The organism is Pseudoglutamicibacter cumminsii (genome assembly GCF_016907775.1).
GTDB classification, from domain to species: Bacteria; Actinomycetota; Actinomycetes; order Actinomycetales; family Micrococcaceae; genus Pseudoglutamicibacter; species Pseudoglutamicibacter cumminsii.
The window spans coordinates 1,288,758-1,312,201 of the sequence record NZ_JAFBCO010000001.1 but is presented as its reverse complement, the minus strand read 5'-3'; the positions used below and the strand labels follow the sequence as shown (position 1 = coordinate 1,312,201).

General features: G+C 61.3%; 20 protein-coding genes, 2 tRNA genes and 1 pseudogene. 16 read left to right on the top strand and 7 right to left on the bottom strand.

The features are described from left to right. Positions 1-99: 99 nt before the first annotated feature. Entirely contained in the window at positions 100-1,935 is a 1,836-nt protein-coding gene (locus JOD50_RS05980; protein ID WP_204880802.1) for a phosphoenolpyruvate carboxykinase (GTP), read from the bottom strand. A 313-nt stretch (positions 1,936-2,248) separates the two neighbouring features. On the opposite strand from JOD50_RS05980, the gene JOD50_RS05975 reads away from it, so the two are divergent. After that, positions 2,249-2,322 (top strand) — tRNA-Arg (locus tag JOD50_RS05975). 144 nt (positions 2,323-2,466) lie between these two features. On the opposite strand, the gene JOD50_RS05970 is transcribed toward JOD50_RS05975, so the two are convergent. Together JOD50_RS05970 and JOD50_RS05965 are read right to left on the bottom strand one after the other, a co-directional pair. Further along, positions 2,467-2,979, bottom strand: a complete 513-nt coding sequence (locus tag JOD50_RS05970; protein ID WP_239541541.1) for a SixA phosphatase family protein — start codon at positions 2,977-2,979, stop codon at positions 2,467-2,469. A 105-nt stretch (positions 2,980-3,084) separates the two neighbouring features. Then, on the bottom strand, positions 3,085-3,873 hold the full coding sequence (locus JOD50_RS05965; RefSeq protein ID WP_204880800.1) for a winged helix-turn-helix domain-containing protein: 789 nt from the start codon (positions 3,871-3,873) through the stop codon (positions 3,085-3,087). A 526-nt stretch (positions 3,874-4,399) separates the two neighbouring features. Here JOD50_RS05965 and JOD50_RS05960 point away from each other — a divergent pair. Further along, entirely contained in the window at positions 4,400-5,140 is a 741-nt protein-coding gene (locus JOD50_RS05960) for a response regulator transcription factor (RefSeq protein ID WP_204880799.1), read from the top strand. A gap of 49 nt (positions 5,141-5,189) precedes the next feature. Then, positions 5,190-6,773, top strand: a complete 1,584-nt coding sequence (locus JOD50_RS05955; RefSeq protein ID WP_204880798.1) for a sensor histidine kinase — start codon at positions 5,190-5,192, stop codon at positions 6,771-6,773. A gap of 9 nt (positions 6,774-6,782) precedes the next feature. Here JOD50_RS05955 and upp read toward each other — a convergent pair whose 3' ends face one another. Further along, entirely contained in the window at positions 6,783-7,421 is a 639-nt protein-coding gene (upp, locus tag JOD50_RS05950) for a uracil phosphoribosyltransferase (protein WP_101629962.1), read from the bottom strand. 83 nt (positions 7,422-7,504) lie between these two features. Between upp and tadA the strand changes: the two genes are divergently transcribed. Continuing rightward, a complete protein-coding gene (tadA, locus tag JOD50_RS05945) occupies positions 7,505-8,017 on the top strand; it encodes a tRNA adenosine(34) deaminase TadA (protein ID WP_204880797.1) in 513 nt (170 codons plus the stop codon). Between the two features lie 39 nt (positions 8,018-8,056). Then, positions 8,057-8,821, top strand: coding sequence for an IS6-like element IS6100 family transposase (locus JOD50_RS05940; RefSeq protein WP_001389365.1), 765 nt, complete (start codon positions 8,057-8,059; stop codon positions 8,819-8,821). A 54-nt stretch (positions 8,822-8,875) separates the two neighbouring features. Here the strand turns inward: JOD50_RS05940 and intI1 are convergent. Further along, positions 8,876-9,631 (bottom strand): annotated as a pseudogene (intI1, locus tag JOD50_RS05935) (class 1 integron integrase IntI1); the annotation flags it as partial. A 101-nt stretch (positions 9,632-9,732) separates the two neighbouring features. Between intI1 and sul1 the strand changes: the two are divergent. The 4 genes from sul1 (at position 9,733) to JOD50_RS05915 (ending at position 12,373) form a co-directional block, all read left to right on the top strand. After that, positions 9,733-10,584: a sulfonamide-resistant dihydropteroate synthase Sul1 gene (gene sul1, locus JOD50_RS05930; RefSeq protein WP_000946487.1), complete on the top strand. Its 852-nt coding sequence runs from the start codon at positions 9,733-9,735 to the stop codon at positions 10,582-10,584. A gap of 127 nt (positions 10,585-10,711) precedes the next feature. Next, positions 10,712-11,212, top strand: coding sequence for a GNAT family N-acetyltransferase (locus tag JOD50_RS05925; protein ID WP_000376623.1), 501 nt, complete (start codon positions 10,712-10,714; stop codon positions 11,210-11,212). Positions 11,213-11,380: 168 nt separating this feature from the next. Further along, positions 11,381-12,145 carry an IS6-like element IS6100 family transposase gene (locus JOD50_RS05920; protein WP_001389365.1) on the top strand — a complete coding sequence of 255 codons (765 nt, stop codon included), beginning with the start codon at positions 11,381-11,383 and terminating at the stop codon, positions 12,143-12,145. Between the two features lie 137 nt (positions 12,146-12,282). Then, a tRNA-Ser gene (locus JOD50_RS05915) sits at positions 12,283-12,373 on the top strand. 90 nt (positions 12,374-12,463) lie between these two features. Here JOD50_RS05915 and JOD50_RS10615 read toward each other — a convergent pair. Both JOD50_RS10615 and JOD50_RS05905 read right to left on the bottom strand, forming a co-directional pair. Then, positions 12,464-13,228 carry a phosphatase PAP2 family protein gene (locus JOD50_RS10615; protein ID WP_204880796.1) on the bottom strand — a complete coding sequence of 255 codons (765 nt, stop codon included), beginning with the start codon at positions 13,226-13,228 and terminating at the stop codon, positions 12,464-12,466. Continuing rightward, positions 13,225-13,890, bottom strand: coding sequence for a GNAT family N-acetyltransferase (locus JOD50_RS05905; protein ID WP_204880795.1), 666 nt, complete (start codon positions 13,888-13,890; stop codon positions 13,225-13,227). The genes JOD50_RS10615 and JOD50_RS05905 overlap by 4 nt, the downstream gene beginning before the upstream one ends. Before the next feature lie 38 nt (positions 13,891-13,928). Between JOD50_RS05905 and JOD50_RS05900 the strand changes: the two genes are divergently transcribed. From JOD50_RS05900 to JOD50_RS05870, 7 genes are all read left to right on the top strand, one after another. Then, on the top strand, positions 13,929-14,387 hold the full coding sequence (locus tag JOD50_RS05900) for a 23S rRNA (pseudouridine(1915)-N(3))-methyltransferase RlmH (RefSeq protein WP_204880794.1): 459 nt from the start codon (positions 13,929-13,931) through the stop codon (positions 14,385-14,387). A 138-nt stretch (positions 14,388-14,525) separates the two neighbouring features. Then, on the top strand, positions 14,526-16,187 hold the full coding sequence (locus JOD50_RS05895) for a radical SAM protein (RefSeq protein WP_239541540.1): 1,662 nt from the start codon (positions 14,526-14,528) through the stop codon (positions 16,185-16,187). Positions 16,188-16,202: 15 nt separating this feature from the next. Beyond that, positions 16,203-16,571, top strand: coding sequence for a hypothetical protein (locus tag JOD50_RS05890; protein WP_239541539.1), 369 nt, complete (start codon positions 16,203-16,205; stop codon positions 16,569-16,571). A 2-nt stretch (positions 16,572-16,573) separates the two neighbouring features. Beyond that, the gene (locus tag JOD50_RS05885) at positions 16,574-17,458 is read left to right on the top strand and encodes a prolipoprotein diacylglyceryl transferase (RefSeq protein WP_204880793.1); all 885 of its coding nucleotides are present in this window, start codon (positions 16,574-16,576) and stop codon (positions 17,456-17,458) included. After that, the gene (locus tag JOD50_RS05880) at positions 17,455-17,868 is read left to right on the top strand and encodes a hypothetical protein (protein WP_204880792.1); all 414 of its coding nucleotides are present in this window, start codon (positions 17,455-17,457) and stop codon (positions 17,866-17,868) included. Before JOD50_RS05885 ends, JOD50_RS05880 begins: the two co-directional genes overlap by 4 nt. Positions 17,869-17,928: 60 nt before the next feature. Next, a complete protein-coding gene (locus tag JOD50_RS05875; protein ID WP_204880791.1) occupies positions 17,929-18,282 on the top strand; it encodes a hypothetical protein in 354 nt (117 codons plus the stop codon). Between the two features lie 28 nt (positions 18,283-18,310). Beyond that, a complete protein-coding gene (locus tag JOD50_RS05870) occupies positions 18,311-23,305 on the top strand; it encodes an Lhr family ATP-dependent helicase (RefSeq protein WP_204880790.1) in 4,995 nt (1,664 codons plus the stop codon). Positions 23,306-23,444 lie beyond the last annotated feature (139 nt).

The window sequence follows — 23,444 nt, the reverse complement described above, 5'->3', positions numbered from 1 at the left end:
CCCCGCCTTTCTGAGCAGAAAACAACGATGCCGCAGTCACTTCACTTTAGTGACTGCGGCATCGTCATCAGTTCACAGCATCAGCTGTAACGACTTACGTTAAGCTCCGAGGCGCTCACGCAAGGCGTCCAGCTCAGCGCGCATGGAGGCTGGCAGGTGGTCGCCGAAGTTCTCGTACCACTGCTCGATGAGCGGCAGTTCGTTCTTCCACTCTTCGACGTCAAAGCGGGTTGCGGCTTCGAGGTCCGAATCGCTGATCTCGAGGCCAGCCAGATCCAGTGAACCTTCCGCAGGGATGAGGCCCAGAGGGGTCTCGGTCGCTTCAACCTTGCCTTCGATGCGGTCGCAGATCCATTTCAGAACGCGCGAGTTCTCGCCGAAGCCCGGCCATGCGAAGCCGCCATCGGCGTTGCGGCGGAACCAGTTGACCAGGAACACAGCCGGGAGGTTCTTGCCGCCCTGAGCTGCTGGGAGCTCGCGGAGCTTGTCCCAGTGGTTAAGGTAATCGCCCGCGTCGTAGCCGATGAATGGAAGCATCGCCATTGGGTCGCGACGCACAACGCCAACCGCGCCTTCTGCTGCGGCGGTCGTCTCGGAGGACAGGGTCGAACCGAAGAACACGCCCTGGGACCAGCTACGGGCCTGGGAAACCAGTGGAACGGTCGTCTTGCGGCGACCACCGAACATGATCGCGTCGAGCTTGACGCCATCCGGGTTGTAGTACTCTTCGGACAGCATGTCGGCCTGGCTAATCGGGGTGCAGAAACGGCTGTTCGGGTGTGCGGCCGGGCGGCCGGCATCCGGGGTCCAGTCGTTACCCTGCCAGTCGATCAGGTGCTGTGGGGCTTCGTCGGTCATGCCTTCCCACCAAACGCCGCCCTCATCGGTCAGTGCAACGTTGGTGAAGATCGTGTTGCCCTTGGCGATGGCGCGCATAGCGTTCGGGTTCGTGGACCAGCCGGTGCCCGGAGCCACACCGAAGAAACCGTATTCAGGGTTGACCGCGCGCAGGGAGCCGTCTTCGTCAAAGTTCATCCAGACGATGTCGTCGCCCAGAACCTCGGCCTTCCAGCCTTCGACGGTTGGGTCGATGAGAGCGAGGTTGGTCTTACCGCACGCCGATGGGAACGCGGCGGAAATGTTGAAGGACTTACCTTCTGGGTTGGTCAGGCGCATAAGAACCATGTGCTCAGCGAGCCAGCCCTCATCGCGACCCATGACGGAAGCGATACGCAGCGAGTAGCACTTCTTGCCAAGTAGCGCGTTACCGCCGTAGCCGGAACCGTAGGAGACGATGGAGCGCTCTTCAGGGAAGTGAACGATCCACTTCTCTTCGTTGCATGGCCAAGCGACGTCCTCTTCGCCCTCTTCGAGCGGAGCACCAACGGAGTGCAGCGCTGGAACGAAGAACGCCTCGGTCTCTTCCATCTTGCGCAAGACCTCGTTACCGATCTTGGCCATGATGCGCATCGACGTCACGACGTATGCGGAGTCAGAGATCTCAACACCGAACTTAGGGTTCTTCGCATCAAGGTGACCCATCACGAACGGGATGACGTACATCGTGCGGCCGCGCATCGAGCCTTCGAAGAGGCCGTTGAGCTTGGTCTTCATCTCAACTGGGTCCATCCAGTTGTTCGTGAAGCCGGCGTCCTCTTCCTTCTCGGAGCAGATGAACGTGCGGGATTCCACGCGAGCGACGTCAGCTGGGTCGGAGTTCGCGAGGTAAGAGTTAGGGAATAGATCCTCGTTGAGCTTGGTGAACGTACCAGAGTCAACCAGGAGTTGCTTGAGCTTCAGGTCTTCGGATTCGGAACCGTCAACCCAGTGGATTGCATCCGGCTGGGTCAGTGCTGCCACCTCGGACACCCATTGGGCCAACTTCTGGTGGGAAGTAGGCGCGGACAATGCGGTCTGCTCGGCGTTCGCGGTCATAAGACTGTGCCTCCAAATGGACTGTTTCGTCTTCAACAAGAGTAGCCGTGCAACCTCATGGTTTGCTGAAGTCAGCCTCCTGTGACGTGAGGCGTCCCACGTGAATAGAGCTTTGACGAGCCGAAACATATGGGAAGTTCGTTGATTTTCCGCGGTTTCTCTCGTTTCCACAGGTCGTGCAAGTCAAATAGACCGGTACATCTTTTGCGTGTTGACCTCAAACCGATTTGCACACCCCTCCAAGTGCCTGTATTGTTGAGCAGGTCGCCATCGATGAGAACCAAACAGGTGAACATCAGGTGAAAAACTGAATGCGCCCTTAGCTCAGCTGGATAGAGCGTCTGTCTACGGAACAGAAGGTCAGGGGTTCGAATCCCTTAGGGCGCGCAAATCAAAACTCCGGCAAGCATCGCTTGCCGGAGTTTTTCTTTAAGAGTGGCCCCTTTAAGAGTGGCCCCGACCTTAAGTACGCCCCAAGGTTTAGGCGCAACCGCACTTTAACCGCGAGTCTCAGCGCGGATCCTGCGCGATCTACCTGAACGTCACGAACCGCTCAAGAGTCGCATCGCGCCCATCAAGCTCAGCCCACACGCCATCAAAGTGGAACACACACAACGATGCTGGTGGATAGTGATCCGCCATGTCCATCACGGCACGCTCATCCGAATCAATAGAAGCCAACCGCATCGCCGCATCCTGCACAGATGGCATATGCCCCACCACAATCAGGCGCGAAACCGTCTCCGGGACATGATTGATCGCAGCGATCAGCCCCGCGGCGTCAGTGAGATACAAGGACGGATCCAGATATGCACTCGGCGCATCCTCACCAAGCGCAGACGAAAACATCGCGTACGTTGCACGCGTACGCACCGCATCGGACACCAGCGCCGCATCGGGCGCCAGCCCTTCAGTCCGCACATACTCCCCCGCACGGCGCGCCTGCTCACAGCCGAACTCAGTGAGCTGACGCATCCGGTCCTCCTGACCCCACGGAGCTTCGGCTTTACCGTGCCGCATGATCAACAAAGTCTTTGCCGCCATCATCATCCTCACTTCGCATCGAAACAGCGCTGGCCCAACACCATTAAATGCGAGTGGGGCGAAGCATCAAGCTCCGCCCCACTGCTTACGTTATGTAGTTCTCGATTAGATCGAGTATTCCGGAACCGCCCATACTGTCACCTCTGGGTGATCGTAGAAGCGGTAACCCTGGCCGCGGACCGTGCGAACCGTATTGGAGAGACGGCCGAGCTTTGCGCGGAGGCGACGGATGTGAACGTCGATGGTGCGCTCGTTCGGAATTTCGTCAGCGCCGCGCCATAGGCTCTCAAGCAGCTCCTCGCGGCCCACGGTGCGGGATCCGTTCTCAACGAGGTAGTTGAGCAGCTCGAATTCCTTGTGGGTCAGGTTCAGGATCTCGCCATCGAGCTGCACCTCGCGGCGGGAAAGATCAATCAGCACACCAACGGTGTGGCGAGCCGGGTCAGCGATGGCTGGCACAGGGCGAGCCTGTGCGTTACCTGCGACGGTTGGGTCGCCGAGGGCCTGACGCACAACGTCGATGTTGTTTCCGCCAGCGTTAGCTGGTGCGAGCGCGACTGCTGCGTGCGTCTGCGCATCCGGGACGAGGGTCTGCAGGAACGTGGTCACCTGCGAAGACAAGCGTGAGAGCGAAGTGCCTGCGGCCGCCGCGGTCTCCTCGTCCAAACCTACGTAAACAACGAAGCCGCGAGCTGTCGGCTCAGAGCCGGCTTCAGGAGCAGCCTGTTCCTGCCCAAGATGCCCCGGCATCGGATGAATGCCGTGACGCCCCTGTGGCACTGGCGCAAGGTTCCCCCATCCTGCACGACCTAGTTCAGCGGCTCGGCGAGCAGCTGCTGCGCGCTTCTGTGCGGCGCGGACAGAGATGTGGACGTATCCGGCATTGGTGGACATACCTGCTCCTTAGACGTAACCCCGGTGCACGGGCCGCCCCGGGGTTCGGCCGGCCGAAGCCCTAACGCTTATGAACGCGCCTGAGCGAAGATGACGCCGTATAAAACGGCGACTTTCACAAAGGTCCGAAATCCTGAAACGTTATAAGTTTCGACTCATTTCCTTGTATGACAAGATATTGCTCGCAATATTCCAATACCGCAAGCAAAATTTATTCATTCGTCTCACTATCCGAGATTTGCGCCCATTTATGTGATCAAGGTCACTTTATTAGACATCTTGAACTATAGATGCGAATTATCAAAGACTTTTTGCATATCTAGCGGACCTCAAGGGGTGACTGACACTAGTCACTCAGTGCAGCCATGCACAGATCTATTGGCTATCGAATGAATATTGATTCAACGCACTGCATATACTTTCGATCAACTCTTGACAATCCGACCTCACTCAGGTAGCGATTCAGCACAGCCAATACACAGTTACCACATAGAGTTGCCTCACGTCTCTCAGGAAAAGTAGTTATATGAGCACTTCTCGTTTCTCTCCTCAAGAACTCCCGCGTCTTGAACACCCAGACGGTTCCCCAATCCGCACCCTCGTCGTAGACGACGAGCCAACCCTTGCAGACCTTGTAGCAATGGGCATACGCATGCTCGGTTGGGAAGCAACCGTCTGCCACGACGGCCTCGAAGCCGTTCAGCTCACACGTGAAATCAACCCAGACATCGTCGTCCTCGACTGGATGCTTCCTGGAATTGAAGGCCCTGAAGTCCTCAAACGAATCCGCGGATTCAAACCAGACCTTCCAGCGCTCTTCCTGACCGCAAAAGACTCCCCCAACGAACGCATCGAAGGCCTAGCGGTCGGTGGCGACGACTACGTCACCAAGCCTTTCAACCTAGAAGAGCTCCTGCTCCGTCTCCACCGCCTCGTGCAACGCTCCGGGGCGGCAAGCGCCGACGAAACTGAAATCGTCGTCGGAGACCTCAGCCTCAACACTGCATCGCACGAAGTCCACCGTGACGGCGTTGAAATCCAACTCACAGCAACCGAGTTCGACCTATTGAAGTACCTAATGGAGAACGCGCGTCGTGTAGTATCCAAACCGCAGATCCTGGAGTCTGTGTGGAACTACGGCTTCGATGGGCAAGCCAATATCGTTGAGCTCTACATCTCTTACCTTCGTAAAAAGATCGATACAGGCCGCTCACCTATGATCCACACGGTTCGCGGAGCTGGATATGTCCTCAAGCCCGGAGCGTGATTAACACGTGCGTCTCAGCAAGCGCCACACAGCTCGCAAGAATGCGCGCATGTCACTGCGCTTACGCTTGGTGGTCTTGCTGACCCTTATGCTCGCCGCTGGTTCTATGATCATCGGCGGGTTCACACACGCCCTCATGGCTGCCCGATTGTGGGGGCAACTGGATTCCAGCCTCACCGCAACCATCGACCGCGCGACATCCGCTAGCGACCACATGCCCGTCACAGACGTCAGCAGCCAGCCCGTCGGAACCCTCGCCGCCCTCGTCGCGGACGGTCAATTCCGTGCCGGGCCAGAGCTCTCTGATCCTTACACCGGCATGCCCACGAAGCTTTCGGACACCGACCGCAACACGATTCTCTCCGAAGTCGCCAAAGTCGACCCAACAGAGACCTCCGCGGGCATCACAATCAGCCTCGACGCAGGCGATTACCGACTCCGAATTCAACCGGTCAGCTCATCCGAGCTCCCCTCTTCAACCGTGATGGTCGCGGGCCTCCCGACAGAACGCACCTACGCGACACTCAGGACGCTCGACCTCACGATGCTGATCGTCTCGGCCGTCGGTATCGTGCTCGTCGGTGCGATCGGAACCTTCGTTGTGCGGTCCACGATGAAACCGCTAGAACACGTCGTCGACGTCGCCGACTCGATCGCGACCCTGCCGCTCTCAGAGTCAGACGTGCACGTCGACCAACGAGTAGACCGCGACCTCGCAAGCAAATCAACCGAATTCGGTCGGCTCGGCGGAGCCCTCAACCGGCTGCTCGACAACGTTGGTGGCGCCCTCGAAACCCGTACCGCATCAGAAACCAAAATGCGGCGCTTCGTAGCCGACGCCTCCCACGAACTGCGTACACCACTCGCAGCAATCCGCGGCTACGCACAACTCATCCACGTCACCGACCAGTTATCCCCCGACGGCGAACGCTCGCTCGAGAGGCTCATTGAGCAGACAGAAAACATGACCGAGATGGTCGAGCAACTCCTGCTGCTGAACCGTCTTGATGAAGGCACCACCGCCTCCGCAATGGAAACCATCGACATGGTTCAGCTCGCCGCCAACGCCTACCTCGACTCCCAGGCCGCGTTCTCCGACCACACGTGGGAATTCGATGCCTTCACCGAAGGCGCGCCCGCCTACGTCGAAGGCGACCCGACACAGCTCAGCCGCGTCCTTTCCAACCTCGCGTCCAACGCAGCGAAGCACACGAGTTCCGGAACCCAGGTCAACATCACAGTCGGCATCGAACCGTCCGAAGCGACCAGCGTGCCCACGCCGCGCACCTCAACTTCACCCGGCAACACATCCACGACGCAACTGCATACAGACGAACATGCACGTTCACGCCACAGCGGCTACGACGTCGTACTCCGATTCCATGACACCGGGGAAGGCATCGATCCAGAATTCCTGCCGAAAATTTTCGACAGACTGGCCCGCGCTGACAAAGCACGCTCGGGTTCATCCTCAACCAGCGGACTCGGCCTCGCGATCGTCAAAGCGATCGTCGAAGCCCACCACGGAACCATCATCGCCCAATCCGAGCCAGGCGACACTGTCTTCACGATCCGGCTACCGTACAGCCCTCCAACAGAAACAGCGCCAACACGCCGCCGTGCTGATGTCTAGCGCTGCGAATTACTCAGCGAGGCCGTACAGGCGGTCGCCCGCATCACCCAAGCCCGGGACGATGTAGGCGTTCTCATCCAAGCACTCGTCCAAAGCGGCGACATACAGGTTCACGCGCTCGTCATCGCCGTAGGCCTTGCGCAGGCGCTCAACACCTTCCGGAGCCGCGATCAAGCAGATGCAGGTCACCTGATCCGCGCCGTGATCGAAGAGATAGCCGATCGACTCAACCAACGTTCCACCCGTTGCAAGCATCGGGTCGATCACAAAAACCTGACGGTTCGATAGGTCCTCCGGGAGCCGCTCCGCATACGTGATGATGTCGAGGGTCTCCTCATTGCGCGCCATGCCCAAGAAGCCCACCTCAGCGGTAGGTAGCAGGCGCATCATGCCTTCAAGCATGCCCAGGCCAGCGCGAAGAATAGGCACGACGAGCGGGGTTGGCTTAGCGAAAGCAACGCCCTTGGTCGTCGCGACAGGCGTCTCAACCGTGACTTCACGGGTACGGATGTCACGTGTGGCTTCATAAGAAAGCAGGGTCACAAGTTCCTCAGTCAACTGGCGGAATACCGGCGACGGGGTCGTCTTGTCACGCAAAACCGAAATCTTGTGGGCCACGAGGGGATGCTCAACAACATGTACGCGCATAGAAACAGAATACCGCCCACGCATCCGCGTAGGGGCCTCAACCGACTACATGGTGCGAAGAATCATGGTTTACCGTTATGGACATGCCGATCAAACCACCTTCAGGCGCCAACGAATGGATGGACGCCGCGCTCGAAGAAGCACGCGCGGCCGCCCTTCACGGCGACATTCCCATCGGCGCGGTCATCGTGGGGCCTGACGGGAAGATCGTGGCACGCGGCCACAACATCCGTGAACGCGACGGCGACCCGACCGGCCACGCCGAGGTTGTAGCTATCCGTGAGGCCGCGCGCATTCTCGCGGACGATGCCGAAGCGGGCGACGGCTGGCGGCTTACCGACTGCACGCTTGTGGTCACGCTTGAGCCATGCGCGATGTGCGCTGGTGCGATCGTTCTGGCACGGATCCCGCGAGTTATTTTCGGCGCGTGGGACGAGAAAGCCGGCGCGACCGGCTCCGTCATGGACATCCTGCGGGAGCCGCGGCTCAATCATCGGGCCGAAGTTTTCGCGGGTATGCGCGCCGATGAATGCCAGAGAATCCTCCAGGATTTCTTCGCCACGATGCGCAGCGAGGCTCTGTTGCAAAAATCGTGAAGCTTGAGCATACTTGGCGGAGATTGGACGGACGGAACGATGACGGATTTCAAGTGGCGCCATTTCCAGGGTGATGTGATCCTGTGGGCGGTGCGCTGGTATTGTCGCTATCCGATCAGCTATCGCGACCTTGAGGAAATGCTGGCGGAACGCGGCATTTCGGTCGACCATACGACGATCTATCGCTGGGTCCAGTGCTACGCCCCGGAGATGGAGAAGCGGCTGCGCTGGTTCTGGCGGCGTGGCTTTGATCCGAGCTGGCGCCTGGATGAAACCTACGTCAAGGTGCGGGGCAAGTGGACCTACCTGTACCGGGCAGTCGACAAGCGGGGCGACACGATCGATTTCTACCTGTCGCCGACCCGCAGCGCCAAGGCAGCGAAGCGGTTCCTGGGCAAGGCCCTGCGAGGCCTGAAGCACTGGGAAAAGCCTGCCACGCTCAATACCGACAAAGCGCCGAGCTATGGTGCAGCGATCACCGAATTGAAGCGCGAAGGAAAGCTGGACCGGGAGACGGCCCACCGGCAGGTGAAGTATCTCAATAACGTGATCGAGGCCGATCACGGAAAGCTCAAGATACTGATCAAGCCGGTGCGCGGTTTCAAATCGATCCCCACGGCCTATGCCACGATCAAGGGATTCGAAGTCATGCGAGCCCTGCGCAAAGGACAGGCTCGCCCCTGGTGCCTGCAGCCCGGCATCAGGGGCGAGGTGCGCCTTGTGGAGAGAGCTTTTGGCATTGGGCCCTCGGCGCTGACGGAGGCCATGGGCATGCTCAACCACCATTTCGCAGCAGCCGCCTGATCGGCGCAGAGCGACAGCCTACCTCTGACTGCCGCCAATCTTTGCAACAGAGCCCATGTGATGGCGACGCACGACACCGCTCCGTGGATCGGTCGAATGCGTGTGCTGCGCAAAAACCCAGAACCACGGCCAGGAATGCCCGGCGCGCGGATACTTCCGCTCAAGGGCGTCGGGAAGCGCAACGCCGCTGCGGCCCTCGGCCTGGTCCTTCAGCCACCATGCCCGTGCACGCGACAGCTGCTCGCGCAGGCTGGGTGCCAAGCTCTCGGGTAACATCAAGGCCCGATCCTTGGAGCCCTTGCCCTCCCGCACGATGATCGTGCCGTGATCGAAATCCAGATCCTTGACCCGCAGTTGCAAACCCTCACTGATCCGCATGCCCGTTCCATACAGAAGCTGGGCGAACAAACGATGCTCGCCTTCCAGAAAACCGAGGATGCGAACCACTTCATCCGGGGTCAGCACCACCGGCAAGCGCCGCGACGGCCGAGGTCTTCCGATCTCCTGAAGCCAGGGCAGATCCGTGCACAGCACCTTGCCGTAGAAGAACAGCAAGGCCGCCAATGCCTGACGATGCGTGGAGACCGAAACCTTGCGCTCGTTCGCCAGCCAGGACAGAAATGCCTCGACTTCGCTGCTGCCCAAGGTTGCCGGGTGACGCACACCGTGGAAACGGATGAAGGCACGAACCCAGTGGACATAAGCCTGTTCGGTTCGTAAGCTATAATGCAAGTAGCGTATGCGCTCACGCAACTGGTCCAGAACCTTGACCGAACGCAGCGGTGGTAACGGCGCAGTGGCGGTTTTCATGGCTTGTTATGACTGTTTTTTTGTACAGTCTATGCCTCGGGCATCCAAGCAGCAAGCGCGTTACGCCGTGGGTCGATGTTTGATGTTATGGAGCAGCAACGATGTTACGCAGCAGGGTGACGGTGTTCGGCATTCTGAATCTCACCGAGGACTCCTTCTTCGATGAGAGCCGGCGGCTAGACCCCGCCGGCGCTGTCACCGCGGCGATCGAAATGCTGCGAGTCGGATCAGACGTCGTGGATGTCGGACCGGCCGCCAGCCATCCGGACGCGAGGCCTGTATCGCCGGCCGATGAGATCAGACGTATTGCGCCGCTCTTAGACGCCCTGTCCGATCAGATGCACCGTGTTTCAATCGACAGCTTCCAACCGGAAACCCAGCGCTATGCGCTCAAGCGCGGCGTGGGCTACCTGAACGATATCCAAGGATTTCCTGACCCTGCGCTCTATCCCGATATTGCTGAGGCGGACTGCAGGCTGGTGGTTATGCACTCAGCGCAGCGGGATGGCATCGCCACCCGCACCGGTCACCTTCGACCCGAAGACGCGCTCGACGAGATTGTGCGGTTCTTCGAGGCGCGGGTTTCCGCCTTGCGACGGAGCGGGGTCGCTGCCGACCGGCTCATCCTCGATCCGGGGATGGGATTTTTCTTGAGCCCCGCACCGGAAACATCGCTGCACGTGCTGTCGAACCTTCAAAAGCTGAAGTCGGCGTTGGGGCTTCCGCTATTGGTCTCGGTGTCGCGGAAATCCTTCTTGGGCGCCACCGTTGGCCTTCCTGTAAAGGATCTGGGTCCAGCGAGCCTTGCGGCGGAACTTCACGCGATCGGCAATGGCGCTGACTACGTCCGCACCCACGCGCCTGGAGATCTGCGAAGCGCAATCACCTTCTCGGAAACCCTCGCGAAATTTCGCAGTCGCGACGCCAGAGACCGAGGGTTAGATCATGCCTAGCATTCACCTTCCGGCCGCCCGCTAGCGGACCCTGGTCAGGTTCCGCGAAGGTGGGCGCAGACATGCTGGGCTCGTCAGGATCAAACTGCACTATGAGGCGGCGGTTCATACCGCGCCAGGGGAGCGAATGGACAGCGAGGAGCCTCCGAACGTTCGGGTCGCCTGCTCGGGTGATATCGACGAGGTTGTGCGGCTGATGCACGACGCTGCGGCGTGGATGTCCGCCAAGGGAACGCCCGCCTGGGACGTCGCGCGGATCGACCGGACATTCGCGGAGACCTTCGTCCTGAGATCCGAGCTCCTAGTCGCGAGTTGCAGCGACGGCATCGTCGGCTGTTGCACCTTGTCGGCCGAGGATCCCGAGTTCTGGCCCGACGCCCTCAAGGGGGAGGCCGCATATCTGCACAAGCTCGCGGTGCGACGGACACATGCGGGCCGGGGTGTCAGCTCCGCGCTGATCGAGGCTTGCCGCCATGCCGCGCGAACGCAGGGGTGCGCCAAGCTGCGGCTCGACTGCCACCCGAACCTGCGTGGCCTATACGAGCGGCTCGGATTCACCCACGTCGACACTTTCAATCCCGGCTGGGATCCAACCTTCATCGCAGAACGCCTAGAACTCGAAATCTAACGTCCGTTCGGGCATCGAGGTCCATGTCGGGGTGGGACGGGCCCGTGGCTTCAAGATCACTTGCAGTCCGACCGCGATGTCTTGGTTGCGCGAGAGGTTGTCGATATGGCTCTGTTGCAAAAATCGTGAAGCTTGAGCATGCTTGGCGGAGATTGGACGGACGGAACGATGACGGATTTCAAGTGGCGCCATTTCCAGGGTGATGTGATCCTGTGGGCGGTGCGCTGGTATTGTCGCTATCCGATCAGCTATCGCGACCTTGAGGAAATGCTGGCGGAACGCGGCATTTCGGTCGACCATACGACGATCTATCGCTGGGTCCAGTGCTACGCCCCGGAGATGGAGAAGCGGCTGCGCTGGTTCTGGCGGCGTGGCTTTGATCCGAGCTGGCGCCTGGATGAAACCTACGTCAAGGTGCGGGGCAAGTGGACCTACCTGTACCGGGCAGTCGACAAGCGGGGCGACACGATCGATTTCTACCTGTCGCCGACCCGCAGCGCCAAGGCAGCGAAGCGGTTCCTGGGCAAGGCCCTGCGAGGCCTGAAGCACTGGGAAAAGCCTGCCACGCTCAATACCGACAAAGCGCCGAGCTATGGTGCAGCGATCACCGAATTGAAGCGCGAAGGAAAGCTGGACCGGGAGACGGCCCACCGGCAGGTGAAGTATCTCAATAACGTGATCGAGGCCGATCACGGAAAGCTCAAGATACTGATCAAGCCGGTGCGCGGTTTCAAATCGATCCCCACGGCCTATGCCACGATCAAGGGATTCGAAGTCATGCGAGCCCTGCGCAAAGGACAGGCTCGCCCCTGGTGCCTGCAGCCCGGCATCAGGGGCGAGGTGCGCCTTGTGGAGAGAGCTTTTGGCATTGGGCCCTCGGCGCTGACGGAGGCCATGGGCATGCTCAACCACCATTTCGCAGCAGCCGCCTGATCGGCGCAGAGCGACAGCCTACCTCTGACTGCCGCCAATCTTTGCAACAGAGCCCGCAGCGAAGCCTCCACATGATGCCCGCAAGCATTGCTCCGGTTTGGACTCAACCCCGCCTATGGCATAGAGTATCCGGAGTTGGTAGCGTGTCCGAGCGGCCGAAGGTGCAACACTCGAAATGTTGTGTGCAGCGAACCTGCACCGTGGGTTCAAATCCCACCGCTACCGCCACGAACAAGAGGGTTCCAGAACAAAAGTTCTGGAACCCTCTTGGTTTTAAGCTCCGGTTAGTGGGTGGCGTTGTCTAGTGGGTGGCGCTGTCTAGTGGGTGGCGCTGTTGTCGCGCGTTCCCCGCGACCTAGCCCACACATCGAACGCTATGACCACGCACGCGATCGCCGTGCCCAAAAGCGCGCCGCACGCGACATCCGACACCCAGTGCACGCCCATGTAGATGCGGGACAGCGCCATCGCGACCATATACGCGACCGCCAGCACCACGGTGAGCCACCGCACCCACGAGCGTGCGGCCCACCGCAAGATCATGGCAACACTCACGCTCACCAACGCGACAGCGTTCAGCGTGTGCCCAGACGGTATCGAACCGGAGAATTCGTGCGGCTGAAGCTGAGTTTCAAGCGGCGGACGATCACGGTTGAACGTGTTCTTCACTATCACCGTGGTCCCGACCGACAACGTTGCCGTGAAAGCCAGCACCACGACCGGCCACATCGTGCGTTTGGTCAGAGCGATCACCGCCGCGATCACGACCATGATGGGTGTGAACACCGGCGTGCTTCCGACCATGGTGAACGACGGGACGATGCGGTCCATGGCTTCCGTGCGGGCGTCGACGGCGGCGTCCAGGACGTTCCGGTCCACTGGCAGACCTGTCGCGTTGATGCCCACATAAGAGAGGAGCACGACGGCGCCCGTAAGTGCCGCGACCGCACACACGAGCAAAACGGACATGTTCAGGCCGGGGCGCAGCGCAGTGTGCGGCGCGGTGCGTCCAGAGGATGGACCCCACACGCCGCGACGATTCGTGGCGGCGGGTTGATGTTGGGGCTGGGCGCGGTTAGTCACCATACGATCTCAAGCTCCGGCGTCTGCGGGGTTGGGTCCGTGAGCAGCCTGCCACTCACATGAACATCGATGCGCTCACCTTTAACAAGGAACTTCTTCCGCTCGATGCCCTCCGGCACGAAACCTGCCGCGGCTGCGACGCACGCTGAGCCAGGGTTATTAGCGCGATACCCCAGCTCGAGCCGTTCGTAGCCGCCATCCCGAAGAGCCCAGTTTGCAACAGTTGCCGCCGCTTGCGAAGTCCAGCCCTGCTTCCGCGTGGCAGCGTGCATCCAGTACCAGAACCAGCCAACCCTATTCGCCGCATCACGGTTGATACAGACGAGTCCCCACAGCCTGTCGTTTTCGTCCACGACAGCGAACGCATCCTTGTCATCGCACGCATCTGCGGTGGAGTCAGCGGCGGCGGATGCGTCGCCGTCGGTCTGGTCCACACCTGCCGCGTCGGCGCAGTCGTCATCGTTGACGAGGGCCGCGACGTAGCGGGCGGCAGAGTCGGCGTCAGTAACGTTGCCCTGGCGCACCATCTCCGGGCATGAAGCGAACGCTGAACGCACGGCGTCGGCATCGCTGGCCCGCAGTCGGCGCAGATGCGGGCGGCTCCCCGGTTGTTGCACTGGCGGCTCTGGCGCGGATGCTTCCGTTGTGTGGGCGTGATTCATGTGGTTCAGTCTTGCACACGCATGCCAGGATGGTTTGTGTGAGTATCAGGGTTCTGGCTGTTGGCCGTAAGCATGAGTCGTGGGTTGAAGAGGGCATCGAGCGTTATGAACGCCGGCTGCGTAAGCCGTGGGATGTTCAGTGGGATTTGTTGCAGCACAGTTCCAAAGCGGACGATGCGGCGCGGGCTGAAGAGTCAGCTCGCCTTCTGAAGAAGATCGGTGGCGGCGACTACGTGGTGCTGTTGGATGAGCGCGGGAAAATGCTCAGCTCGCCGCGGCTCGCGAAGGCTCTGCGTGGGCCGATCGACCAGGGCAAGCGGGTTGTTGTGGTGATCGGCGGGGCGTTCGGCGTGGATGAGAGTGTGCACCGGCGCGCAGACTTGGTGTGGTCTTTGTCTGATTTGGTGTTCCCGCATCAGCTCGTGCGGTTGATGCTCGTGGAGCAGGTGTACCGCTCGCAAGAGATCATGGCTGGAAGCGGCTACCACCACGTGTAAGAGTTCTGAGTTGCCAGGCGCCCGCGGGTGCCGGGTGCGCGAGTTGTTCGGCTGTACACAGCGGCCGAAATGCCGGATTTAGTCCACAATTCTGCGTGAAGTGTGGCCGGGACTATTTTCATGTCCTAGGCTCATAACATGCCTGTTGATGCACCTGGGATGCCGCTTCGTTCATACCGCATTCACCGATACGTGAATGCGTTCTGTCCCGTGTGCCATGAGGAAGACCCATACCGACCGCTCGCCCAGGTTGAACGGTTGACCGGTTGGCTCGCTGAATATCCCGATGGGCAGGTGTGGCTCGAGCGTGGGTGCCGCAAGCACGGTCTGCAGCGCACGCTGTATGACGAATCTGCTGAGATCCTCACCTACCTTGAGCAGTGGACGGCCCCAACCAAGGTGCACACGCCGGACATGGCGAACAACTTCCTGCCGGTTCCTGAAGCCTATGAATACGGGCTTCCGACAATGCAGACCCAGCACACGTGCATCCTGCTGGAAGACATCACCGACCACTGCAACCTCAAATGCCCCACGTGCTTCGCATCTTCTTCGCCGGCGGAATCCGCTGTTGCTCCGCTGGCTGAAGTTCTCGCCTCGGTTGATACGCGTTTGTCCCGCGAAGAAAACCGCATCGACGTTTTGATGCTCTCCGGCGGGGAGCCGACGCTGTACCCGTGGCTTGAGCAGCTCATCGAAGAGCTGGCCGCGCGGCCAGTGGTCCGGATCCTGTTGAACTCCAACGGTCTGCGCATTGCCCAGGATCAAGAGTTCGTTGATTTCCTCGCGAAACACCGCGAGCGGCTCGAAGTCTATTTGCAGTACGACGGCGAAGAAGAATGCTCTGTTCGACACCACCGAGGCGGAGACATTCGGAAGATCAAGTTTGAGGCGTTGGACCGGTTGTCTGAGGCCGGGATTTTCACCACCTTGACGATGACAGCCGCGCTGGGCGTCAACGATCACGAGATCGGTACCGTGATTCGCCGCGCCCTGGAAACCCCGTTCGTGGGTGGCGTGACAATCCAGCCGGTATTCGGTTCCGGCCGTTCCGCGGGCATTGATCCGAACGACCGTTTGACCCACACCGGGGTTCTCGCTCGCCTCGAAGAACAGACCGATGGGCTGGTTACGTGGCGGGACATGACCGCGCTGCCGTGCTCCCACCCGCACTGCTGCTCACTGGGTTATCTGCTCAAGGACGACTCCGGAAAGTGGTCTTCGCTCACGAGCCTCGTGGGGCCCGAGAAGCTGAAAGAGTTCCTCGACTTGAACCCCGACATGCTCGCCAACCGCATCGCGGACTCCGGCGTCAACAAGACCCTCAAGAAACAGGTCAAACAGTCCCTGTTGGATCTGTTCTCTGAGCAGTCCTCACTTTCACATCCGTCGATCGGTTCCCTGTGGCGCGACATTTGTGTGGGATGCGACTTAGGGATCGGAACGCTCGCTAAGCTCGCGGCGTCATCCTTGCCAGGGCAGCAACACCGTCTTCGCCAGTTCATGGGCGAACGCGTCAAACGCATCACGATCAAACCGTTCATGGACATCAACACGATGATCGAAGAACGCCTGACCCAATGTTGTGTACACGTTGCCACCGTCCGTGACGGTGCGGATGAGGACGGCAACGCGATCCACCAGTGTGCTCCGTTCTGCGCCGTCCAAGCGTGGGCTCCGCTCGGCGAGCGCCGCATCTCCACCGCAACAGGGAAACCTGAGACGTCGAGCACGCCTGCACATAACAGCGGCGGACGCCACCGACTACCTATCACGGTCAAGGTACACGGTGAGGGCTGACGATGGGGATGCACGATGAGCAGTAACGCGCACGAGACAGAGCAAACGTTCATGACGCCGAACACTCCGCCGCTAAACCAGCGTGTCACAAGCGGGTTGCCGGAAGCAGCCCGGCCGGAAACAACTCAGCCATTCGACCCGTTGCGGTTGTGCATCTTCGCGACGGTCGCTCTCCTGACGTGCATTTTCGGGCCGCTATCCCTCTTATTCTTCTCGATTCTTGGCATCCGCGGCTACACGAAAGCACGACGCGCGGGCCTCATGAAATCAAAGTGCAAACTTGGCGACACTAAACGCGTGATCGCCTACCTCACCACACTCGCCGTACTCGCAGCCGCCCTGACCCCACTGTGGGTCATGGCCTGGATCAAGATAGTGAGCTGACCATGTACCCAGACTTATCTGATCTTCTCGGTTTCGAACTCATCCCCGGGGTCCGTCTCGACACACACTCCGTGTTCGTGGCGATCGCGTTGTTCCTCGGAACCATAGTGTTCTGGATCGAAGCGCGCCGGCGTTCACGCCTCAATCAGCGCACGGGCATCCTCGTGTTGGGAGCGCTCGCGGGCGCCGCGGCCCTCGGGCGCATGGGAACGTGGGCACAGCATCTCGACCCGCGCGAAAACCTGACTTTCATCGAGCAGTTCCTCCACGGCAACGCGTCCTTCTTGTCCGCGTTGGTTGGAGCCTGGCTCGGTGTGCACGTCGCTAAGAAGATCATCGGCTATAAGTCCCGTAGCGGTGACTTGTTCGCGCCAGCTGTGGCGCTTGCGATGGCGTTTGGTCGGTGGGCTTGCTATCTCACCGAACGGCCCGGAACTCCTACCGGAGGCGACTGGGGTGTTGTGCTCACCGAGGAACAAGGCGCGCACCTCCTCACCCCAGCGGGTGTGGGTCTGCACCCGAGCTTCGCATACGAGTCCGCGTTCCACCTGATCGCGTTCTGCATCTTGTGGTTCTGGCTGCGGTTCCAGCCCATCGCGCCAGGTGAGACCCTGACCCTCTACATCGGCGCGTACGCGGTATTCCGGTTCTTCGTCGAGTTCGTTCGCGGCAACGAGGTCGCGTGGATGGGCCTCACCCGGCCACAAATGTTCCTACTCGTGACCATCCCGATCTTCGCGATCCGCATCGCCTACCTCATCAAACGCGGCAAACTCTGGGTACCAGCCGCCGAAGCCGACGTTCCCCCTGCACGGGACACCCACCTAGCGCCCGCAGCGATGCCAGAGCACACGCCTGCAGTTGAGAAAGTCAAGGTATCTGCATGAGCGAAGACCGCAAAGACGAGTTCGAGATCAACGATCCCAACAAAAAACCGGCATGGGAGCCCCTGGAACAGATGGGTCAGGAACCGCCTACCGCCCCGCCGGGCCAAAGCAGTCGCGGCTACGAACCGCCTCGATCCAACGAAGACGGCAACGACGAAGGCGGTTGCGGGCTCATGCTCGCAGGTGCTTTCGTCTCGATCCTCTTCACCGTCCTCTTGACCCCGGTCACTCTCGGAACAGGCAACTTCGGTGTCCTATTCATTCCGCCCATGATCCTCGCCGTCATCGGCATCATCATGGTCGCCAAGGGGGAAAACAAAGCATTCGGATGGGGACTCATCGCAGGACCCTTCGCCGGCCTCATCATCGCGTGGGGTGTGTGCGTCGCTATGCTGAGTTCGCTCCACTAACAGTTCGTTCACCAGCAGCATCCAGAAGCACCAGCAGCCCGATCTATCAAGGTGGAAACCGTGAACGAGAACAATCTCGCGCCGAAGAGCACCCCACCCACGAACCCGGCGTCCACGGACACCGCACCGACGGGCAACGTGGAAGTGCCCGAACCGCGCCGCGACACCTACATCGGCCTGGTCGTCAGCGGAGTGGTCACGAGCCTCTGCATGTACGTTCCCGCGTTCCTTGCTAACGGCGACATCCTCCCCCGGTTGCTCCTACCCCCTCTGCTCTTTGGCGTCATCGGCATACTGATCGCCAAGCTCAGCCCTCGCAAACGCCTCGGCTGGGATGTCTTCGCTGGAGCCGCGATAGCGTTCGTGGTGATGGTCGTGCTCATGTACTACTTCATCAGCACCAGCAAAAACTAAACTCAGCAGGGAGATAAACTAACAACGAGTGGCACTACAAACACCTAACGCAGAAACCATCCTGGGCCGGTTCTCAGAACCCACCCGCACCTGGTTCAACGGCGCCTTCCCACAGCCCACAGCAGCACAACTCGGCGCATGGGACTCCATCTCCCAAGGCAACCACACACTCGTCATCGCACCCACCGGCTCCGGTAAAACACTCTCCGCATTCCTCTGGTCACTCGACCAACTCCTCCACGGAAAACAGCACCCCGCCGCAGACGAAAAGCCACAGGGCACAGAGATAGACGGCACGGAGAAACCCTGCACAGAGAAACGCGGCAAGAAGAAACGCACCCGCGTCCTCTACATCTCCCCACTCAAAGCGCTCGGAACCGACGTCGAACGCAACCTCCGCGCACCCCTCATCGGCATCACACAAACCGCACGGCACCTCAACCAAGCTGCCGACAGCAAAACCGCCCTCGAGAACACCGCTTCAGAGATTGCCACCCCAGAGATCACGGTTGGGATCCGCACCGGCGATACCCCCGTCAACCAGCGCCGCAAGCTCATCTCCAACCCGCCGGACATCCTCATCACCACGCCGGAATCCCTCTACCTCATGCTGACTTCCAAAGCGCGGGAGACCCTCAGCAACATCGACACCGTCATCATCGACGAAGTCCACGCACTCGCCTCAACCAAACGCGGCGCCCACCTCGCGGTCTCACTCGAACGCCTCGACAATCTCCTGGCCAAACCCGCGCAACGCGTCGGGCTCTCCGCGACAGTCGAACCACACGAAGAAGTCGCGCGTTTCCTAGGCGGAAACCAGCCGGTCACGATCGTTGCCCCGCCATCAGAAAAAACATGGGACCTCCGCGTGACCGTCCCCGTGCCCGACCTCGCGGACCTCGCGACCGCACCCGCTCCACAAACCGGCCTCCCCACCGACGTCGCGAGCGCCAGCATCTGGCCCCACATCGAAGAACGCGTCCTCAGCCTCATCCGCGCCCACCGATCCACCATCGTGTTCGTCAACTCCCGGCGGCTCGCAGAAAAACTCACCACCGCGCTCAACGAGCTCAACACCCGCCACGAAAACGAACGCACCGGAACAGAAACAGCCGTGCCGGACATCGTGATGGCCCACCACGGCTCCGTGTCCAAAGAGCGCCGCGCCGCGATCGAAGAATCCCTCAAAACCGGCGCGCTCACATGCGTGGTTGCGACCAGCTCGCTCGAACTCGGCATCGACATGGGAGACGTAGACCTCGTCATCCAGATCGAATCCCCCGGTGCCGTCTCCGCCGGACTGCAACGCGTAGGCCGAGCCGGCCACCACGTCGGCGCCGAATCCCACGGCCACTTCTTCCCCAAACACCGCAACGACCTCGTCTCCACGACCATCACGGTGCAGCGGATGCATGAAGGACTCATCGAAACCATGGCGATCCCCGCCAACCCACTCGACGTCCTCGCACAACACACCGTCGCCGCTGCCGCGCTGGATACCCTCGACGTCGAAACCTGGTACGACACCGTCCGCCGCAGCGCACCCTACGCATCGCTACCGCATTCGGCCTACATTGCCGTGCTCGACCTGCTCGCCGGCAAATACCCGTCCGCCGACTTCGCGGAACTACGCCCCCGCATCATCTGGGACCGCGACGAAGGCACCATAACCGCCCGGCCCGGCGCGCAACGCCTCGCCGTCACCAGCGGCGGAACCATCCCAGACCGCGGGCTCTTCGGCGTATTCCTAGCCGACGGCGACCAAGCTGGAACCGGCAACAAACGCGTAGGCGAACTCGACGAAGAAATGGTCTACGAAACCCGCATCGGCGAAGTCATCCAGCTCGGTGCGAGCGCGTGGCGCATCGAAGACATCACGTTCGACCGCGTCCTCGTAACCCCAGCCGCCGGGGAACCCGGCAAGCTACCGTTCTGGCACGGAGACGACCTCAGCAGACCCGCCGAACTCGGCCAAGCGCTCGGCGCGTTCCAAGCCCGCATCGCGCACCAACCCGAAACAGAGACCCACGCTGAACTCATCGCAACCGGGCTCGACGAATGGGCCGCGACCAACCTCATCCGCTACATCAAAGACCAACAACAAGCCACCGGACGCGTACCGAGCGATACGCATCTTGTGATCGAACGGTTCAAAGACGAACTCGGCGACTGGCGGCTCGTGCTCCACTCACCATGGGGTAAAGCCGTGCACGCGCCGTGGGCACTCGCGGTCTCCGCCCGCATCGAGGAACGTTACGGACTCGACGGGTCCGCGATGGCATCCGACGACGGCATCGTCGTGCGGCTACCGCTCGCCGAAGACGAACCACCCGGCGCCGAAATCTTCATCTTCGAACCCGATGAGCTCGAAGACATCGTGACCGAACGCGTCGGCGGCTCCGCACTCTTCGCGGCCCGCTTCCGCGAATGCGCAGCCCGTGCCCTGCTCCTGCCTCGGCGTGATCCAGGCCGCCGCACACCTCTATGGCAACAACGCCAACGAGCCGCACAACTACTCGCAGTAGCGGCCAAGCATCCGACGTTCCCCATCGTCATGGAAACCGTGCGCGAGGTCCTCCAGGACGTCTACGACATGCCGGCACTGCGCGCGCTGACCGAAAAGCTCGCTTCCCGCGCGGTGCGCATCACCGAGGTTGAGACCCGCGAACCCTCGCCGTTCGCGCAAAGCCTCCTGTTCGGGTACGTCGCACAGTTCCTGTATGAGGGCGACTCTCCGCTCGCGGAACGGCGCGCGGCCGCGCTGAGCCTGGATCCTAAGCTGCTCAACGAAATCCTGGGCCGCGGCGAACTACGCGAACTGCTCGACGCGGACATCATCACCGCAGTCGAAGCCGAAGCCCAACGACTCGCACCCTCTCGGCGGGCGTGGGGGCTTGAAGGGGTCGCCGATGTGTTGCGGGTTCTCGGCCCACTCAACGCCGAAGAACTCGCGGCCCGCCTCAACCCGCCCGATGGTCAGGACGACGATGGCCGGACTGGCGGTGCAGGCGCCCACGATGGCGGCGCGGATAGCGACGCCGGCGCAGGTGCCGCACCGCACGCGTCGGTTGAGGACGCGGCGGCGTGGGCTGATGAGCTCGTGGCTCAGCGGCGCGCGCTCAAGGTCAGGATCCGTGGCTCTGAGATGTATGCCGCGATCGAGGATGCGGCACGTCTACGGGATGCCCTGGGCATCCCGCTGCCCATGGGTGTCCCGGTCGCGTTCCTCGAACCCGTCGAAGCGCCGCTCGAAGACCTCGTGCTGCGTTATGCCCGCACCCACGGCCCCTTCACCACAGAACAAGCCGCGCATTCGCTGGGGCTGGCCAACGCCGTCGTGATCCAGACCCTGCGGCGGCTGATGCAGGACAACCGCATCGAATGCGGCGAATTCACGCCCGGGCGCACCGGAGGTGAATGGTGCGACACCGAGATCCTGCGGCGCATCCGCGCCCGCACACTCGCGGCACTGCGTAGCGAAATCGAGCCCACCCCGCAAGACGCGTACGCGCGATTCCTGCTCGACTGGCAAGACGTCGGCACGGGCGCTGGGCGCGGCACTCAAGCGTCGCATAGCGCTGATGCGTTGCGTGGCTTGGACGGCGTCTACACCGTGATTGAGCAGCTCGCGGGAGTCCCGTTGCCGGCGAGCGCGTGGGAGTCTTACGTGTTCCCGGCGCGCGTGACGGATTATGCGCCGGCGATGCTCGAGGAGCTCCTCGCTTCGGGCGACGTTGTGTTCTCTGGCGCGGGGGCGCTCGCTGCTGATGACGGCTGGATCGCATTCCACACCACCGATACCGCGGCGCTCTCGCTGCCCCTGGCCATGCCCGATGCGGTGGTGGCTAACGGCGCGGACTCCAAGAGCCCTGCCGACGCAACCAACCCAGGCGACGCAACGAGCACCGACGACGCGGCCGTCCACTCGACCCTCCACGAGCGCGTGCTGGAGGTTTTGGGTTCCGGCGGTGCGTTCTATGTGGGGCAGATTGCGCAGGCTTTGGCCGCCGACGGCGCGGACCCTGGCGCCACCCCAGTCACAGACTCCGTTGTGGGTTCGGTTTTGTGGGATTTATTGTGGTCCGGCCGGGTCACGAACGATTCGTTCCTGCCGGTGCGTTCTCTGTTGACGCAGGGTAAGGCGACGCATCAGTCGCGTTCGCGTGCCCGCACCCGCACCACGAGGGTGGGGCGGGCCGGATTGCGTGGTTTGCGTTCGGCATCCGCGTCGAAGCCGGCCGTGTTGTCTCCTGCGGAACGGCTGAACGCGGGACGATGGGCCGCGCTGCCTGCCCCGGAGACCGACCCGACGTTGCTGGCTGCCGCCCGCGCCGAGATGCTGTTGGCCCGCTACGGGGTCGTCACGAAGGGCGGGGCCTCAGTTGAGGGCGCCAGTTTCGGGACGCTGTATAAGGTTTTCCAGCGGCGTGAGGAGACCGGGACGGTTCGCCGCGGCTATTTCGTGGAGAAACTCGGGGCGGCCCAGTTCGCGTTGTCGGGGACGGTAGACCGGCTACGTGAATTTGTCCGCGACAACGATGCACCCGCCGCTGCCCCGTCCGCAACCTTTGCCACGGGCACACCTGCATACACTGCGGTGACGCTCGCGGCGACTGATCCCGCGAACCCTTTCGGCGGGGTTCTGCCGTGGCCAGACCCGCCCGCGAAAGCACGACCGGGCCGGAAGGCTGGTGCCCTCGTGGTCATGGTGGATGGTCACGCGGCACTGTATGTGGAGCGGGGTGGTCGGACCGTCATTTCGTGGATCGATGAGCTCGCGCACCATCTCACTACCGCAAGCGGCGCGGTGCCTGCCAGCGCGTCGGCGGCCGATGTGCAGTCAGCGTTGACCTCGATCGTTGCAGTCTCACTGGTTGAGGCGTTGCGGCGTGCCCGGTCGCAGGTCATCACGCTCCAGAAGGTCAACGGCGAAGACATCCTGGGCACGAATCTGGCTGCGGCGCTCCTCGGGGCAGGGTTCTCTTCACTGCCGTCGGGCGTGCGATTCCGCCCGGATTTCTGAGAACTCGGCAGTTCCAAAGCAGTAGAGGTATAGGATCGGACCTATCCGAACACCGCCTAGACCTGACGTGGGACCCCGTGACGACTTGGTACGAGATATTGCCGCTGAGCACCCAGCGAGACTTTTGGATTGACACAGT